The sequence below is a fragment of the Vibrio sp. J502 genome (genome assembly GCF_025397955.1).
In the GTDB taxonomy this organism is placed as follows: Bacteria; Pseudomonadota; Gammaproteobacteria; order Enterobacterales; family Vibrionaceae; genus Vibrio; species Vibrio anguillarum.
This window is the reverse complement of record NZ_CP104554.1, coordinates 1738020-1755664: the sequence shown is the minus strand read 5'-3', so window position 1 is coordinate 1755664 and position 17645 is coordinate 1738020. Positions and strand designations below refer to the sequence as shown.

Annotated in this window: 19 protein-coding genes; 1 reads left to right on the top strand and 18 read right to left on the bottom strand. The window is 45.6% G+C overall.

The features are described 5' to 3' along the window. Complete coding sequence (locus N5E84_RS08095) at positions 1–1326, bottom strand: Na+/H+ antiporter family protein (protein ID WP_017048031.1); 1326 nt, start codon at positions 1324–1326, stop codon at positions 1–3. Positions 1327–1347: 21 nt separating this feature from the next. Then, positions 1348–2007, bottom strand: coding sequence for a ribonuclease T (gene rnt / locus N5E84_RS08090; protein WP_010318472.1), 660 nt, complete (start codon positions 2005–2007; stop codon positions 1348–1350). A 202-nt stretch (positions 2008–2209) separates the two neighbouring features. On the opposite strand from rnt, the gene motY reads away from it, so the two are divergent. Then, a complete protein-coding gene (gene motY, locus N5E84_RS08085; protein ID WP_010318471.1) occupies positions 2210–3091 on the top strand; it encodes a flagellar protein MotY in 882 nt (293 codons plus the stop codon). A gap of 107 nt (positions 3092–3198) precedes the next feature. On the opposite strand, the gene gloA is transcribed toward motY, so the two are convergent. From gloA to rsxA, 16 genes are all read right to left on the bottom strand, one after another. Next, positions 3199–3615, bottom strand: a complete 417-nt coding sequence (gene gloA / locus N5E84_RS08080) for a lactoylglutathione lyase (RefSeq protein WP_017043475.1) — start codon at positions 3613–3615, stop codon at positions 3199–3201. Between the two features lie 227 nt (positions 3616–3842). Further along, positions 3843–4993 (bottom strand): IS3 family transposase gene (locus tag N5E84_RS08075; protein WP_095661212.1). Its coding sequence is split into 2 segments (ribosomal slippage): positions 3843–4750 and positions 4750–4993, totalling 1152 coding nucleotides; the frame shifts between segments, so codons are not numbered across the junction. A 59-nt stretch (positions 4994–5052) separates the two neighbouring features. Then, positions 5053–5550: a hypothetical protein gene (locus N5E84_RS08070; protein WP_029388395.1), complete on the bottom strand. Its 498-nt coding sequence runs from the start codon at positions 5548–5550 to the stop codon at positions 5053–5055. Between the two features lie 138 nt (positions 5551–5688). Next, entirely contained in the window at positions 5689–7263 is a 1575-nt protein-coding gene (locus N5E84_RS08065; RefSeq protein WP_234834144.1) for a hypothetical protein, read from the bottom strand. Next, a complete protein-coding gene (locus tag N5E84_RS08060) occupies positions 7256–7921 on the bottom strand; it encodes a site-specific integrase (protein WP_214659446.1) in 666 nt (221 codons plus the stop codon). Before N5E84_RS08060 ends, N5E84_RS08065 begins: the two co-directional genes overlap by 8 nt. A gap of 12 nt (positions 7922–7933) precedes the next feature. After that, the gene (locus N5E84_RS08055) at positions 7934–9466 is read right to left on the bottom strand and encodes an IS66-like element ISVa11 family transposase (protein WP_069211897.1); all 1533 of its coding nucleotides are present in this window, start codon (positions 9464–9466) and stop codon (positions 7934–7936) included. 59 nt (positions 9467–9525) lie between these two features. Next, complete coding sequence (gene tnpB / locus N5E84_RS08050; protein ID WP_019283195.1) at positions 9526–9879, bottom strand: IS66 family insertion sequence element accessory protein TnpB; 354 nt, start codon at positions 9877–9879, stop codon at positions 9526–9528. Next, entirely contained in the window at positions 9876–10196 is a 321-nt protein-coding gene (tnpA, locus tag N5E84_RS08045; protein ID WP_019283194.1) for an IS66 family insertion sequence element accessory protein TnpA, read from the bottom strand. Before tnpA ends, tnpB begins: the two co-directional genes overlap by 4 nt. Positions 10197–10272: 76 nt before the next feature. Continuing rightward, positions 10273–10965 carry a hypothetical protein gene (locus tag N5E84_RS08040; RefSeq protein ID WP_069212076.1) on the bottom strand — a complete coding sequence of 231 codons (693 nt, stop codon included), beginning with the start codon at positions 10963–10965 and terminating at the stop codon, positions 10273–10275. Between the two features lie 124 nt (positions 10966–11089). Next, positions 11090–11725 (bottom strand): endonuclease III, encoded by a 636-nt coding sequence (nth, locus tag N5E84_RS08035; RefSeq protein ID WP_019283220.1) that lies wholly within the window; start codon positions 11723–11725, stop codon positions 11090–11092. Positions 11726–11752: 27 nt separating this feature from the next. Beyond that, the gene (locus N5E84_RS08030) at positions 11753–12445 is read right to left on the bottom strand and encodes an electron transport complex subunit E (RefSeq protein WP_029388436.1); all 693 of its coding nucleotides are present in this window, start codon (positions 12443–12445) and stop codon (positions 11753–11755) included. Beyond that, positions 12438–13076 carry an electron transport complex subunit RsxG gene (rsxG, locus tag N5E84_RS08025; RefSeq protein WP_013857283.1) on the bottom strand — a complete coding sequence of 213 codons (639 nt, stop codon included), beginning with the start codon at positions 13074–13076 and terminating at the stop codon, positions 12438–12440. Before rsxG ends, N5E84_RS08030 begins: the two co-directional genes overlap by 8 nt. An 8-nt stretch (positions 13077–13084) precedes the next feature. Further along, positions 13085–14131, bottom strand: a complete 1047-nt coding sequence (gene rsxD / locus N5E84_RS08020) for an electron transport complex subunit RsxD (RefSeq protein WP_069212075.1) — start codon at positions 14129–14131, stop codon at positions 13085–13087. After that, entirely contained in the window at positions 14131–16461 is a 2331-nt protein-coding gene (rsxC, locus tag N5E84_RS08015) for an electron transport complex subunit RsxC (protein ID WP_069212074.1), read from the bottom strand. The genes rsxD and rsxC overlap by 1 nt, the downstream gene beginning before the upstream one ends. 8 nt (positions 16462–16469) lie before the next feature. Then, a complete protein-coding gene (gene rsxB, locus N5E84_RS08010) occupies positions 16470–17057 on the bottom strand; it encodes an electron transport complex subunit RsxB (RefSeq protein WP_013857280.1) in 588 nt (195 codons plus the stop codon). 1 nt (position 17058) lies between these two features. Next, a complete protein-coding gene (rsxA, locus tag N5E84_RS08005) occupies positions 17059–17640 on the bottom strand; it encodes an electron transport complex subunit RsxA (protein WP_010318463.1) in 582 nt (193 codons plus the stop codon). Between the last annotated feature and the right edge of the window lie 5 nt (positions 17641–17645).

The following is a 17645-nucleotide window of genomic DNA, read 5'->3' as shown; positions in this document are numbered from 1 at the left end:
CTAAAGGATCATTGCTGCAATCCAGCCAAACACAATCAGTGGAATATTATAATGGATGAAGGTTGGAACCACCGTTTCCCAAATATGTTCGTGCTGGCCATCCGCATTTAGGCCTGACGTTGGCCCCAAGGTGGAATCTGACGCTGGAGAGCCAGCATCGCCTAACGCAGCAGCGGTACCCACTAGCGCAATGGTCGCCATAGGCGAAAAGCCAAAGGCGAGGGCAAGGGGCACGTAAATGGTTGCGATGATTGGAATCGTTGAGAAGGATGAACCAATGCCCATAGTGACCAACAAACCGACGATCAGCATTAATAAAGCCGATAACGCTTTGTTGTCGCCAATGCTTACTGATAAGGCTTCGACGAGCGACTCAACGCCACCGGTGGCTTTCATCACGGCGGCAAATCCGGCCGCTGAAATCATAATAAAGCCAATCATTGCCATCATATGTACACCTTTGGTGAACACATCGTGTGTCTCTTTCCACGCAATCACACCACCAAAAGTGAAGACCATAAAACCAGCCAGTGCGCCGATGATCATTGAACCTGTGGACAGTTGTACGGCAAGTGCCGTGATAATACCGAGCGCGGCAATCAAAATATGCTTTTTGTTGATCGCTTTTGGTTCGGCATTAATGACAGTATGTTCCGTCTCTTGATACTGGCGAGGTTTACGATAGGTAAAGAAAATGGCGACCAGTAAGCCAAAAATCATCCCAGCGGCGGGTAGCAGCATGGCAATCGGCACTTGGCTTGCCGTTACGTTTTCAAGGCCATTATCGCGTAAATTCTTGAGCAAGATATTATTGAGGAAAATCCCACCAAAGCCGACAGGCAAGACCATATAGGGCGTGATAAGGCCAAAAGTGAGCACGCAAGCAATCAGGCGACGGTCAAGCTTCAGCTTGGCAAAGACGCCCAATAGCGGTGGAATTAAAATCGGAATAAAGGCGATATGGACAGGAATGATATTTTGCGATGACATGGTAACTAGAACCAGCGCGACCAGAACCGCATACTTCAAACCTGTGGTGGCCGCGCCATGCTCTTTGCCATGGATACGCTTAATCACGTTTTGCGCCAGTAAGTCAGTAATACCAGATTTAGAAATCGCGACGGCAAAGGTGCCTAGCATCGCATAACTTAGTGCGATGGTTGCACCGCCGCCTAAGCCACTTTCAAATGCAGAAACAGCGTCATTTAAACTCATCCCTGCAACTAAACCACCGACGATCGCACTGAATGTCAGTGCGACGACGACATTGACCCGCATCAGCGCAAGAAGCAGCATGATGCATACAGAAATTACTACAGGATTCATATATTTCTCGGTTAGTTGTGTTTACTTGTTATTGTTTTCTGAAGGTTCAACAAGTGGCCATCCGCCAAGGGCCTTCCATTTGTTGACGATACCGCAAAAAAGTTCGGCTGTTTTTTGCGTATCGTATAGCGCTGAATGCGCTTCTCTATTGTCAAATTCCATCCCAGCGGATTTGCACGCTTTGGCTAAAACGGTTTGGCCATAAGCTAAACCACTTAGCGCGGCGGTATCAAAAGTCGCAAAAGGGTGGAAAGGAACTCGTTTTAGCTTGCAGCGTTCACTGGCTGCCATCACGAAATTCAAGTCAAAGGTAGCATTGTGCGCCACCATGATCGCGCGGCTACAGTCATTGTCGCGTTGCTCTTTTCGGACTAGCTTATAAATTTCTCTGAGTGCTTCGGCCTCGCTGACGGCACCGCGTAATGGGCTAAATGGGTCACGAATGCCATTAAACTCAAGCGCCTCTTTTTCAAGGTTGGCACCTTCAAAAGGCTCAACATGAAAGTGAATCGTCGATGCTGGGTGCAGATCACCTTGTTCATCCATACGCAACGTAATCGCGCAGATTTCTAATAGTGCATCGGTCTTTGCATTGAAACCGGCTGTTTCGACGTCGATGACGACGGGAAAATAACCGCGGAAACGCTTTTTCAGTGTCAATGCTTCATTTACTTCAGTCATGCTAGCTCTTGGTTGTGTGACAGGGCTGGCATTATTACAGATTCTTTCTACGATAAAAACCAAACACGTTAATAAATGCAGGTTTCACTATGCGTTGGATAGTGCGGTGATGTGGCTAGATTTTTGCATTAACTTAGTCAATAGAAAGCGAAGCGGCAATTTTCCGCCATCGTTGTAGTATCGCTCGGAGAATAAAATCGTTATGAATAAATGGGTTACTGCCACTATTGTGATGACCAGCATACTGACATCTTTTGCCCCTATGGCGATGGATAAGCGTTATGTGGCAACACCACAGCAGTCTACGTGGCAGATGGTGACGAATACCCCTTTAGAGTGCCGTTTGGTCCATCCTATCCCTAATTACGGTGACGCTGAATTCTCTTCACGTGCGAATAAGAAGATTAACCTCGATTTTGAACTCAAAATGCGTCGTCCAATGGGCGAAACTCGCAATGTAAGTTTAGTGTCATTACCACCGAGTTGGCGTCCGGGTGAGAGTGCAGACCGTATTACCAATTTGCAATTCTTCAAACAGTTCGATGGTTACATCGGTGGTCAAACCGCTTGGAGCCTGCTCAGTGAGTTGGAAAAAGGACGCTATCCAACCTTTAGCTACCAAGATTGGCAAAGCCGAGATCAGCGCATTGAAGTGGCTCTCTCGTCGGTACTGTTTCAAGATAAGTATAATGTGTTTAGCGATTGTGTGAGCAATTTGCTGACGTACAGTTTTGAAGATATCTCATTTACGATTCTGCATTACGACCGCGATAATGTGCAACTCAATAAAGCTTCGCAAAAACGGCTTGCGCAAATTGCCGACTATATTCGCTATAACCAAGATATTGATTTGGTGCTGGTTTCTACCTATACCGACTCTGTTGATAGTCGAGGAGTGAGTCAGGATCTTTCTGAGCGTAGGGCTGAGGTATTAAGAGATTACTTTAAATCACTGGGGTTACCTGAGGATCGCATTCAAGTGCAAGGCTATGGTAAACGTAGACCGATCGCCGACAACGCATCACCCATCGGCAAAGATAAAAACCGTCGCGTGGTTATTTCACTGGGTCGAACAATTATCTAATAACGTTAGAGTAAAAAAGCAGCCCATTTCAAAGGCTGCTTTTTGTGATGTTATCCGGGAAACCTTACGCATCTAGTTTATATAACTAGCCGATGCCGCAAAGAGGCTTATCCTTCTAAACCTGCTGATGCTTGTTTGTTTTGGATAAGTTCAATCATGTAACCATCAGGATCTTTCACAAAAGCGATATGCGTGGTGCCGCCTTTTACTGGGCCAGCTTCACGGGTCACATTACCTCCAGCTGCTTTAATCGCGTCACAGGTGGTATACACATCTTCAACACCAATCGCGATGTGGCCAAAAGCACTACCGAGGTCATAGCTTGTGGTGCCCCAGTTATAGGTCAGTTCGATCACCGCACCCTGAGATTCATCGCCATAACCCAGAAATGCCAATGTGTATTTGTATTCTGTATTTTCATTAGTACGAAGCAGTTGCATACCCATGACCTTGGTGTAAAACGCGATCGATTTTTCTAAATCGCCTACGCGTAGCATGGTGTGCAAAATACGACTATTTGACATGTTGAGCTCCTAACTTTCTGATGAAATATCTATCCCCACCCGACCACTGTGGCGATGATGTTGGCTTACGTTCACCCACTCCAATCACAGAGTTTATCTATGTTCAAAGGAATTTGTTTACTTACTGCCTACTTGCAGAGTTGAGTCTTTTGGGGATCTGGTTAAATTTTATAGGTCAGTTTTATCAGAGAATTCCCTGATCTGCTCCAGCCAGACTGGACACTTCATTAAGCGACATTTTTATTTTCAAAGTTAACTGGACTTAGATACCCAAGAGCACTGTGCCTTCTTGTCCGATTATAATCAACCTCGATGTATTCAAAGAGCGTTTGACGCATCTCGTCTCGCGTCATGATCGGCTCATATTGGATCGCTTCAACCTTCATTGAATGGAAGAAGCTCTCAACACAAGCATTATCCCAGCAGTTTCCTTTCCTACTCATACTTTGCTTTAGATTATAAGCGGTTATGATGTCTCGATAATCTTTTGAGCAGTACTGACTACCTCGGTCACTATGAACGATCACCTGCTCAGGGAACCCACGACGGAACAAGGCCATTGATAATGCATCGCAGACCAGTGTTGCGGTCATTCTGGTATCCATAGACCAGCCGACTACTTGCCTTGAATAAAGGTCAATAATTACCGCCAAATACAGCCAGCCTTCACTTGTCGCAACATAGGTGATGTCTCCCGCCCACTTTTGATTCGGAGCCTCCGCGTTAAAATCCTGAGCTAGCAGGTTCGGAGCAACTGGCATTTTATGTTTGCTATCCGTAGTGCACCTAAACTTACGTGCCGCTTTCGGCGTTAAATCCTGACGCTTCATACTAGCGGCAATGGTTTTAACATTACGGCTATCACCGTTCTCTGCCAGCTCTTTCTGGATACGCCTTGAACCATCACGGCCTTTGCTGTTGTCAAAAGCCTTTTTGACCTTCGTATCAAGCTCTTGGCGAGTTACCTCGCGCTGAGTGGCCTTGTGGCGATGCTTAATCCAGTAATAAAACCCACTTCGTGAAACCCCGAACACCTTAGCCATGCGGACAGCACTGAAGCACAGCAGGTGTTCGAGCATAAATTCGTAGCTATCTACTTTAGATTTTTCGCGAAGTAGGTGGCGGCCTTTTTTACGATATCTAGCTCTTCAGCTTGCTCGGCCAATTGCCTTTTGAGCTTTGCGACTTCAGCGGCTAGATCTTTTTCCCGCTGACTGGTGCTAGTATCTTTCTTGGCTGCTTTACGCCAACCGTAGATCTGGGATTCGTGTAACGAGAGATGCTGCGCTGCCGTAGCTACTCCCAGCTTTTCTGCTAGCTTCAGTGCTTCTGCTTTAAATTCAGCAGAATGGAGAATACGTTTTTTCTTGTTTGTCATGGTTCACCTCATTAGTGATTGTACTCACTTAATTAGGTGTCCAAAACTGGTGGTGCGGATCAACCTAAATGTATAGGAAAACTTGGACAGCAGGCAGTAGAAAGCATTTTATGCTTATACAGCCAGTTAAAGAAAGTTGCGATATATGAACTGTATCCCATATTGTCTATAGCATGCTGTATGTCACTTAAACTAGAAGAAGCAACGTTGTTCTCCAACGCGTTAAGAAAATTTCGTGCGATAGACAATTTTTCTCTCTTGACATTTATGCTGATATTTTCTTTGAGTAGATCTAATAAATAAGTCAAAAGTAGATGGTGTGTATCTGAATTTAATCTGTCATCATTTGTGAATTTACTCCCTATTTTTGGATAGGGCTTATTATTATTGTTGAAATAGAAATTAGCCGTTATTCCTTTTTTGTTCCTAAATGTGACAGCAATGTCATCCCACTTTGCTTGTTCTCCTTTTTTATTTGTAAATCCAGTCAAAGGTTGTTGCATCTTCTTTTCAACATAAGCATGTTGGTTAGCAATATATCTGTTTAAAACTGTCATTTCGAACCCCCAATCTTCAGTGTTTTTCTTTCATCGCAAAGTGCAATAGTTGCTTTGATATAAATGATTACTTTCTTGAGCTTTTTTACTGTAGAAGGGTGCCCAGATTGACTGTTTAATTCGAGCTTACGTAGTGCTTTATTTAGGTATTGTTGATGATTCGATGATTCGATGATTCGATGATTCGATGATTCGATGATTCGATGATTCGCTGATTCGCTGATTCGCTGATTCGACTGGTCTAAAGTTGTCACAAGGGTAGCAACCCATTGGTGCCCCCCCTTTAGATTTGCAGCTAGAACAATTTGCGGGGTTTAGTTTGTATCCCATTTCTTCATCGAACTGGCTTTTGATATAAAAAACCTTGTCCTTTTGTAGGTTTTTAACTGATGTTGTATCGAACCTCTTTATGATCTGGTTGCCAGCGTAAGCTTGGTCGATTTTCACACGCTCTGGGGTTTTTAGATCTATGTAAGGTCTAATTGCATCAATGCTTACACCCGTAATAGAAGCCACTTGCGCGGGGCTGAACCCTTGCCAAACAGCTTGTGTTAATTGGGTGTGTCTCCACCGATTGTTTAAAAGAACTAGGGGCTTATTAGGCAATCGATCACTTTTGACATTAAGTTTAGCTTTGAAAAAATAGTCGATTCCTGATTTTAGGCTGTCTGAAGTCATGTGGTATGAATTAGACGTATCACTGATTGCCATGAAAACCTCAGATTTTGACTTAAACTCAGACTGAAAAAGGCTAGTATCTGGTAATAGAAATACTCGCCTCATTAATTCTGCCATTTCATCACCGTTTAAGGTGACATTGCTTTTATTTAAGTGGTCTGAAAGGGAGTTTTCATAAACCTTATAATAGTGTAATAATATTTGAGAAAAATCTGGTTCTAGACGGTGTGAACGGGATTCTACATTAAACCGAAACCTCCCATCTTTACCTTTAAAGGTTCGTAAATGTAGCTGTTCGATATCTGAAAATAGATGTTGTGTAATAGGCTGCCAGTTTCGATCTGTCTCTTTGTGGGATTGAAACTCTTGACCTACAGGTAAAACATCACACCATTTAATTTTTACAAGTTGAACTGGTCGCCTTACAAGTGCGATCATGAGTTGACATGCGATCAGAGTACGTAGCTGGGGAAAAGTGTACTTACTTAACATGGGGTCACTCAGCACCTGAAGAGTTTCAATGCGAAGTGCCTCTAAAATATTATCATGCTCAGTTTCGCTATAGGCCCCTGTTTTAATGTCAAGAACCCCATGAATGTTACTATGTCGACTAAGGTTTTCTTCTTTAATAGATGAGTATAGAGGGGAAAGTGTAACTGAGTGGTATTCATCACTACGATGACAGAATACGTATAAGGCACCTCGAACTTTTCTTTTGTAGCTATCTAAAGTTAACCACCATGCGTTAAATTCATGAATATCAAAATATTTAACGATTTTTTTTAGTGTGCTTACATGACCACTTAAGCTTTTAAGGGGATAATGTGAAGCAGAGTGAGCTATTGCTAACCTCAAATCGAGAAAGGTGGTAATGCTTGTGTTAAGTTCGTTCATCCAATGCAGATATAGAGTTTGTTTATATTCAAGTTCCCACGTATCAGAGAAAATATCAAAGGAGTATCCTTCTGCTTTCGCTGAAAACTTTCGCTGTCCTTTGTAGTCTTTTTTTAAAGCGGCTAGCTGATAGTTATTCATGAATACCTCTGAGGTTTGGCACGGATTTACGTTGGTTTTTTGCTGAAATTTCAGCGACGGTTACTGCCAATTGGAACTCGTTATAGACGGATGCCATCTTGGAGTCTTCAACCCAGCCCATCGCGTACTTACGCAAATCTTCAATTTTTTCAGGCGAGAAGCCTTTTTCCTTAGCCCTGTCCTCAAAGACTTCGTTCCACTTATGCCTTAATTTGTGTGGGTGCAGATTAAAATTAATTGCATCACCAAAAGTTTTTACTATCTTGTGGATGGCCTTGTAAGTTAGAGGCTGACCTGATGTTATTCCCTTCTCTGATATAAAAACAAAGTCATGCTCGTGAGTATTCGGCGAAGCTGCTCTGACGGTTGAGATGTATAGCTTGATGAGTTTCATCAAATCCGGCGAAATGGAGACAGACAGTGCTTTGGTTTTGTTGGATGCAGGATCTAACCTTGGATCACTGGGATCATCTGGCGTTCGAGTAAGGCGGAACCTTGGGTTTGACCAATCATCAACCAAATCACTGATTTTTAGCTTCAAAACCGCACCGACACGTACCCCTGCATCAATTAGGATTTGCATGATGATCTGGTTTCTTAATTTACTGGATTTGAATGGGTTATCCGTAGAACTTTCGTATCCGCCCCATGATCCCACGGGGCGATATTGTTAGTGTTGGAAGTTCCAAGGCAGGAGTGCATCGATATCAGGCTCAGATTTCGCTAGCTCTTTCATGCACTTAACCATGTAGTCGTAAAGGATAAGGCCGTTGGCTTTCGCTGTCTCGACGATACTGTAAAGCATCGCGCTCGCTTCAGCTCCATTGGGATTGGTCGAGAAGAGCCAGTTCTTTCTGCCTATAACCAGCGGTTTTATTGCGCGTTCAGCACGATTATTGTCTATCGATAAGTGACCGTCATCGATATAGCGGCTCAGCTTCGGCCACTGACCGAGCGTGTATTTTATCGCTTTACCCAGCGGGCTAGACTCAAGCACTTTCTGAGTTGTCATCCATTCATAAAGCTCATCCAGTATCGGCTTAGCATGCTCTTGGCGCTCTGCTTTCCGTTTTTCGGCACAGGCACCTTTTAAGCGTGATTCTATTCCATAGAGTTTCTGGATTTTAGCCAATGCACTATCCGCTTTGCCTGACTTGCCTTTGCCTTGCAGCTTTTTCGCCTCCATGAACTTGCGCCGAGCATGCGCCAAGCAACCGACATTGGTGACGAGATGAAGCCCATCATAAACACCATAGCCATCGGTTTGTAGATAACCACTGTAATCCCCCAAGAAGGCAACAGGGCACGCCCTAGCTCGACTGTTTTGATAGTCGTACAAGACGATATTTCTCACATTAGGGAGGGCGGCTTCAGGCGAGTCTGCGCCCGAGCAGTAAAGCCACATATAACACTGTTTATCTTCTTTGAGGACATTGAGCGGCGTTTCATCCGCCTGAATCACCACTTGCTCAAGTAGGTGCGTTTTTAAGGCCGCGTAAAGTGGAGCGAACTTCTCACTGACTTGGATAATCCACCTTGCCATGGTGGTTCGTGAGAGTTCGATACCCGACTGGGTAAACAGGGATTCTTGGCGGTAAAGTGGCATCGCGTATTGATATTTGCCGAGGATGATATTGGCCAACAAGCTTTCTGTGGCGAAGCTCTTCGGGATAATGCTTTGCGGCGCTGGCTTTTGAACGACGTGGTTTTTGTCTTCTGTTTGCTCGCATTGGCGGCAAGCATATTTAGGACGAACATATTCCAACACTTTTAGTACCGCTGGCGTGAACTCAAGTTTCTCGCTACGGTCTTCACCGATTTTATGCAGGTTATGTTGACAGCAAGTGCACTGCTTTTCATCGTCGTTTAAATCGAGTTCGATAACTTCACGAGGCAAGGTCTTTGGCAGTGGTTTGCGTTTACCACGTTTCTTCTTTGTGATGGTCGTTGTGACAACTTCAACCTCTTCTTCCTTAGCGGCCTCACACTCCGCTTCGTTGAAGAGATCACCTTGAGATTCATCGTAAGGCTTTAACGCCTCCGAGCGTTTAGCGAACTGACGGTCGAAGGCAAGTTTGAGCTGTTCAAGCAGCGATTGACGCTCTTGTTTCAATTGGGTTTCTGACGCCAACAGCGCTTTCACCATCGCTTGTAGCTCGGCAACATCTTGGCTTTCTGAGTTGATATTTGGCGTCTTTTTCATGGCATTGATTATACTAAAATCATGCCGTTAATGCTTGGTGGATATGGCTATATTATCGCTTAAGTCATTGTAAAATCGTTTATTCTAACGGGTTTATGGCCGATAATCGTGAAGCCAGAAAGCAGTCTGTCAAGCTCGAATTGAGTTAGGGTAAACACCTCATTTTGCTCTTTTGATGGCCACTTGTACTTGGCTTTTTCAAGGCGCTTGTACCAAAGAGCAAAGCCTGTTTTATCCCAGTACAGCACTTTGATTTTGTCGCGCTGTTTGTTGGTGAACAGGAACAGTGCGCCGCTGCCCAAGGGCAAGTCGGTGTCATTTTCGATAATCGCAGCGAGGCCGTTGATGGACTTTCTAAAATCGACGCTTTCGCGATAGAGATAGATTTCGGGAGCACTGAGCATACGTTTCATGACAGCGCACCGATAAGCTCTGCGAGATAGGTCGCTGGCGTGCCTTGTGGGATGCTCAGTTCAACATCATTGACGAGCAGCGTCATATTGGCAACGACAACGTGAGTGGCTTGATACTTTGTGGTCTTTTCAACGACTTCTGCTTTAACAAAGCCAACCGTGTTCGGTTTTTCGATGTGCTTTAACTGTTGGCGCTTAGCGTAAAAAGTGGAGAGGCTCAGTCCGTTACGTTCACAGAATAATCGTTGTGATAGTTGGCTGGATTCATAGTGTTCGAACAGGGTTCGCCATTCTTGGTTAGTGCGTCGTTTGGCCATTTCAAATCTCCTTTGGGTTGGAGGTTTGATCTTATTATTCGGGCTAGGTGATTAGAATGCGGGGTTTATGACGCGCTTACGAACTTTCCTTGAGCATCTCAAGTAAATGAAAGAACTGAACGTCAGGAATGACCGACTCAAAGGCATCCTTTGTTATCGTGTTGTTGTTTCGGGTGCCTGATATAAACGCATTAATATACAGTTTGAATTTATTAAACTGGTCGTCTGTTTGTACTTTCTGATTGGTCGGTGCTTGGTCATAGTGATGGCTTACGTAGAGATACTCTACGTAAGCTCTAAGGCGGATCAGGCGTTGGAGAAAAGTATGTGCAGATACCTGTGACTGGCTGTTGGCAGTCGCATGGATGGCATCCCTAATGCGTTTGTCTGAAATACTGACGACATTGGCACTTTCTTGGGTTGCTCCATCACCGGCATAAAACTTACATGCTCGAACGAAGCCATCGATTTCCTCGCGTGAAAGAAACACTCCATTCGCTACTCGTTCCACAAGGTCAATACCGTTCTGGGTAAAGTGGCAGTACAGGAGTTTTAACTCGTAGGCGTATTTCTTTCGTGTGTGAAAAGCAGGGGTTTGTGTCGTGCTTTTTCCTTTACCTTTGGATAATGGTGAATTGTGGTTCCCATTCAGATAAGCATTGAGATACAGGCAAGCAGGAAAGACACCGCCACGGACAACAAGAGGGAAGGAGTATCCGGTAGTATCCCTATAAATTCTTACGCTGACATCATCACCAAAATCAACCATTACATAACCATTGAGTGCCTATGTGTATATCCACCATATGTCAAGCACTAAGTTTTGTAAAGGTAAGAAAAAGACTCAATTAAGAGTCTTAATGAATGAATGTGGTTTTCCTACTTAACTATCTTTACATTTTTTTGGGTGGAGAGAATTCGCAAAGATCTTCAATGATACAACTGCCACAACGCGGCTTTCTTGCGACACAGGTGTAGCGACCATGTAAGATCAACCAGTGATGAACATCAACTTTGAATTCTTTAGGGACGACTTTGAGCAGTTTTTGTTCCACTTCATCAACGTTTTTACCCACCGCAAACTTGGTTCTATTTGAAACACGGAAAATATGCGTGTCAACGGCGATGGTTGGCCACCCGAAAGCGGTGTTCAATACCACATTGGCCGTTTTTCTGCCAACGCCGGGCAGCGATTCTAATGCTTCACGACTCTCTGGCACTTCTCCTGCGTATTGATCCAATAAGATACGGCAAGTTTTTATGACGTTTTCTGCTTTGGAATTGAATAAACCAATGGTTTTGATGTATTGCTTTAGCCCATCAACGCCAAGCTCAAAGATGGCTTGTGGCGTATTAGCAATAGGGTAAAGTTTGTCAGTGGCCTTATTAACGCTGACGTCAGTCGCTTGAGCGGAAAGCAGTACTGAGATCAGTAACTCAAACGGTGTGCTCCATTTAAGCTCGGTTTCTGGCTTCGGGTTATTGGCCCGTAAACGCTCGAGGATCTCGACTCGTTTGACATTATTCATCGTTTGGAAAACTTCCTTATGATTTCGCTAAGCGTTAGTGACGCGTGCTCGTTCTATGACGGGCTTTTGTTCTTTAGGTTGGCGAGCAGCCAGATTTTTATCGATGATATTTTTAGCTGCAATCAAAAAGCCAACACCAATAAACGCTCCAGGCGGCAAGAGCGCAAGCAAGAAGCTGTTGTCAAAATGGAAGATTTCAATGCGTAAAATGGTTGCCCAATGACCCAGTAATAAATCAGCAGCATCAAACAGTGTGCCATTGCCAATTACTTCACGCAGTGCGCCCAAAATGACCAGAATAGTGGTCATTCCCATGCCCATCCAAAATCCATCTTGTGCTGAAGGCAACACTGCATTTTTTGAGGCAAATGCTTCGGCGCGACCGATGATGATGCAGTTGGTCACAATCAGAGGAATGAAGATCCCTAGCGATAGGTACAGGCCGTAAGCGTAGGCATTCATTAACAGTTGTACGCAAGTTACTAGTGCGGCGATGATCATCACAAACACAGGAATACGAACTTCTTTGGGGACATAATCTCGTACTAATGAGATGGTGACATTTGAACAGACGAGAACCAGCAATGTCGCAACGCCTAAACCTAGCGCATTCGTGACAGTGGAAGAAACCGCTAGTAAAGGGCACAGTCCAAGTTGTTGAACGAGCGCAGGGTTGTTGCTCCACATCCCATTTTTAATCAGTGTCTTATGATCACTCATTGCTGGCTCCTTTACAGTCAAAAGGTTGTGCTAATAGTGCTTCTCGATGTTGATTCACAAACTGAGCGGTATTTTTCACCGCTTTGACGACGGCTCGCGGCGTAATCGTCGCTCCAGTAAACTGATCAAATTGTCCCCCATCTTTGCGCACTTTCCAAGTCTCGATATTTTGCTCAGTGACTTGCTTGCCAGTAAAGCTCAATATCCAATCAGTGACGCGTAAATCTATTTTGTCACCTAACCCCGGTGTTTCTTGATGAGACAGAACGCGAGTCCCTGTGATGGTACCATCGTGCTTGATGCCAATAATTACCTTGATCGCGCCGTTATAGCCATCAGGTGCGATGGCTTCAATAGCCAGTCCACTCGGTTCACCGTTTTGTGTGGCAATATAAGCGTGCATAGGTTGGTCTGTACCAAGTGCAGGATCAGTCACCAGTGTACAGGATTTGTACAGTTCGTTGTCGTGCAAACTGTGTGGGATCACTTGGTTTAAAATCGATTGCAGTTGAATCTGCTCTTGCTTGGTTATTTGATCTTTTGTTAGGTATTGGGTCAACGCTACCACACCTGTTGAAGCACAGGCAAAGATAGCGAGAATCAAACCGTTGTTGCGAATGGCGGTTAACATAGCGCTCCTTAATGCCCGTAGGTTCGAGGTTTAGTGTAGTAATCAATCAGTGGGACACACATGTTGGCAAGTAATACAGCGAAGGCTACCCCGTCAGGGAAGCCCCCCCAACTGCGGATAATGAAAATCATCATGCCAATAAATGCGCCGTAAATTAAGCGACCTTTGACGGTTGTGGAAGCGGTGACTGGATCGGTTGCGATGAAAAAAGCGCCGAGCATAGTCGCGCCCGAGAGCAAATGAAACAAGGGTGAGGCGGTTGCTCCCGGTTCAATAAGCGCAGTGAAAGCACTTGCCATTACTAAACCACACAGCACCGCAATCGGGATATGCCAGTTGATCACACGTAGTTTGATCATTAATAAGCCGCCAGCTAAATAGGCAAGGTTAACCCATTCCCAGCCAAGCCCAGCTAACCCACTAAATTGAGGCTGGCTCATCGCTTCATGCAGAGTCTCACCGTTATGTAATCCGGTTTTTACGGCGTCCAGCGGGGTGGCCATAGTGACACCATCGATACCCGTTCGGATTTGTTGTAGTGATAAACCTTCTACGTTGAAGCCACTGAAAATAAGTGAAAATGCATCACTAAACGAGATTGGATCCGGGGCTAATTCCGTTGGAGCAATCCAACTGGTCATCTGTACAGGGAAAGAGATAAGCAAAACCACATAAGCAATCATGGCGGGGTTGAATGGGTTTTGTCCTAGTCCGCCGTATAAGTGTTTTGCAATAATGATGGCAAAAATAAGGCCAATAAAGATAACCCACCAAGGGGACATCGGAGGAATGGCAATGGCCAGAAGCCAAGCGGTGACCACGGCGCTGTAATCTTTGATTGCCAACAGTGGTGAGCGCTTACGCAGTAGCATAACGGCAGATTCAAAAGCTAAAGCGATGATGATAGCGAGCATCAGTTGAATGAGAGTACCCCAACCAAAGAAGTAGCTTTGCGCGATAAGCCCCGGTAAGGCGCACAAGGCGACCCACTTCATCAGTTCTGATGTGCTGCGTTTGCTGTGTGCATGGGGGGAGCTGGCAATAAAAAAGGCCACTAATTATTCTCCTCAGAATTATGATTGTTTTTCGCTTGTGCCGTTTGCTGCTCGGCCTTGCGTGCTTTGGCGCGAGCAATGGCGGCAGCGACTGCCGCTTTTTTTGCATCCTCAGGTTGAGCAGGTACAGGTTCAAGCGTTGGCTGAGGTTCACTCGGCGCCGTTTGCTGCTCGGCTTTGCGTGCTTTTGCGCGAGCAATGGCAGCAGCGACTGCTGCTTTTTTTGCATCCTCAGGTTGAGCAGGTACAGGTTCAAGCGTTGGCTGAGGCTCACTCGGAGCCGTTTGCTGCTCTGCCTTGCGTGCTTTCGCGCGGGCAATGGCAGCAGCGACTGCCGCTTTTTTTGCATCCTCAGGTTGAGCAGGTGCAGGTTCAAGTGTTGGCTGAGGCTCACTCGGCGCCGTTTGCTGCTCTGCCTTGCGTGCTTTCGCGCGGGCAATGGTAGCAGCGACTGCCGCTTTTTTTGCATCCTCAGGTTGAGTAGGTGCAGGTTCAAGCGTTGGCTGGGGTTCACTTGGCGCCGTTTGCTGCTCTGCCTTGCGTGCTTTCGCTCGGGCAATGGCAGCCGCGACTGCCGCTTTTTTATCATCACCAGTTTCTGCTGGTGGCGCATCAGCACTGGTTTGCTGCGCTTTTTTCTCGCGAGCTTGACGTTTGCGCTCTTCGCGCAATTTAACCATTTCAGCGTTATCTGGCTCGACTTGACCTGCTTGCAGTGCTTCGGCTTGCTTGGCTTTAGCGCGAGCAATAGCCGCAGCAACGGCGGGTTTGACGGTGCTTGGGTTGTTTTCTGTTTGTGCTTTTTGCGCTTGAACGCGTGCAATGGCCGCTGCAATCGCATCGTCGCCGCCTGTGTGTTTCATCTCTTGACGACGTTCATCGGCTGCTTTTTTGAAACGATTCTCGCGATCGGCTTTATCGCGTTCTAAACGTGCTTTTTTCTCTTCGAAACGTACTCTGGCACGTTCAGCGGCTTCTGATTCTTGCTGGCGAGTTTTTATCTCAGCCTTGGCTTGACGATAGTATTGCACCAATGGAATTTCACTGGGGCAAACATAAGCACAAGCCCCGCACTCAATGCAATCTTTGAGGTTCAGTTCTTCACACTTATCATATTCTTCCGCTTTCGCGTGCCAGAACAGTTGCTGAGGTAATAAGGAGGCCGGGCAGGCTTCCGCGCACTGACCACAGCGAATGCAGGCCATTTCATGTTGTGAAGAGGCAATCTCTTTACGAGTGGGTGCCAGAATGCAGTTGGTGGTTTTGGTGATCGGAACTTGTGAATGAGGCAGGGTGAACCCCATCATCGGGCCGCCCATGATAAGACGCGGTAATTTTTTATCTGCCTTATAGCCAAATTGTTCGAGTAAATATTGTACGGGTGTGCCTAATAAAACCCAGACATTCCGGGGCTGTTTAAACGTATTGCCCGTTAAGGTGACTACGCGGTTAATCAGGGGTTCGCCATCCATGACGGCGCGTTTAATCGCGTAGATAGAGCCAACATTTTGTACCATCAAGCCAATATCGGCTGGAATTTTACCCGCAGGCACTTCTTGGTTGGTCAGCAATTTAATTAACTGCTTTTCACCACCTGAAGGGTATTTGGTTGGGATCACGCGGATCACGATGTCTTTATGTATTGCGGCGGCTTCTAACGCTTGAATTGCTTCTGGTTTGTTATCTTCAATACCGATGATGGTTAATTTGGGCTTAAGAATGTGCTCTACAATACTGATCCCATCGATGATCTCTGCTGTATGGTGCTGCATGAGTACATCATCGGCCGTGATGTAAGGTTCACATTCGGCGGCGTTGATGATCAAAATATCAGTGCGAGCGAGGCCTGATTGCATTTTTTTTGCAGTAGGAAAACCGGCGCCGCCCAACCCAGAGATGCCAGCTTGACGAATGATTTCAATCAATTGCTCTGGGGAGTGTTGTCGATAATCAGCCAGTGGTGCGCGCACTGCCCACTCATCTTGTTGATCAGGCGTGATGACAATACACATTTCACTTAACCCAGAAGGGTGCGCCGTGGTGCGCGGTTCAATGGCGGTAATGATGCCAGAGGTTGAAGCGTGTACAGGCAACATGAAGGTTGAGGTGTATTGTGTTAGTGGTTGGCCTTTGAGTACTTTATCGCCAACGCTGACCAATAAATCACCGGCTCGGCCAATATGCTGTTTGAATGGCAATACAATTTCTTGCGGTATACCGGCATGAGTCAGTGCCGTTTTATTTGATTGCTGTTTATTTTCTGGCGGGTGAATGCCTCCTGGGAAGTTCCAGAGAGTGCCAGCTTTGATTTGTTCTATTAATGACAACATACCAATCCTTAATTCACGCTTTTCTGCGCACGTGAGGCAGAGTCGGTAACATCAACAACAGGAATCGCGTTCATTTGCCACTTCCAAGTATCGGTCGTAGTTTCTACCGGGATCATTTCAATACAGTCCGTTGGACAAGGGGCAACACATAGATCACAGCCAGTACATTCTGACTTGATCACGGTATGCAGAGCCTTAGTTCCACCAACAATGGCATCTACGGGACAAGCTTGAATGCATTTTGTACAACCGATGCACATATCTTCATGAATGAAGGCAACGGTTTTGACCTTATTATCAAGATCATGCGCAGACTCTTCGGCTTCAACGCCCATTAAGTCAGCCAATTTTTCAATGGTTGCTTGGCCGCCGGGCGGGCATTTATTGATTTTATCGCCATTGGCAATGGCTTGTGCATAAGGGCGACAGCCCGGATAGCCACATTGACCGCATTGTGTCTGCGGTAAAATCGCATCAATCTGATCGACGATAGGATCGGCTTCTACTTTGAAGCGGATAGAGGCAAAACCTAAGATAGCGCCAAACACAGCGGCCAATGCGACAAGTGCAAGAATAGCGATGAGTATTGTGCTCATATTACAACTTCACCAATCCTGTAAAACCCATGAAGGCGAGTGACATAAGACCTGCGGTTATCATAGCAATGGATGCCCCTTTGAAGGGCGTTGGTACGTCGGCTACGCCGATGCGTTCGCGCATGGAAGCAAACAGAATCAATACCAATGAGAACCCAACCGCGGCACCAAAACCATAAATAATGGATTGAATGAAGTTATGATTTTCGTTGATGTTGAGAAGCGCAACCCCAAGTACCGCACAGTTGGTGGTGATAAGAGGAAGAAAAATCCCGAGCAGGCGATATAACGTTGGGCTGGTTTTGTGTACCACCATTTCGGTGAACTGCACCACCACGGCGATCACTAAAATAAAGCTCATGGTGCGTAAGTACTCAATACCTAATGGTTTAAGAACATAGCTTTCTACTAAATACGCACACACTGACGCTAGAGTTAGCACGAAAGTCGTCGCTAACCCCATCCCTATTGCGGTTTCTAGTTTTTTTGATACGCCCATGAAAGGACATAGCCCTAGAAACTTTACCAGTACAAAGTTATTGACCAGCACAGTGCCGATTAATAACAAAAAATATTCGGTCATAGTTA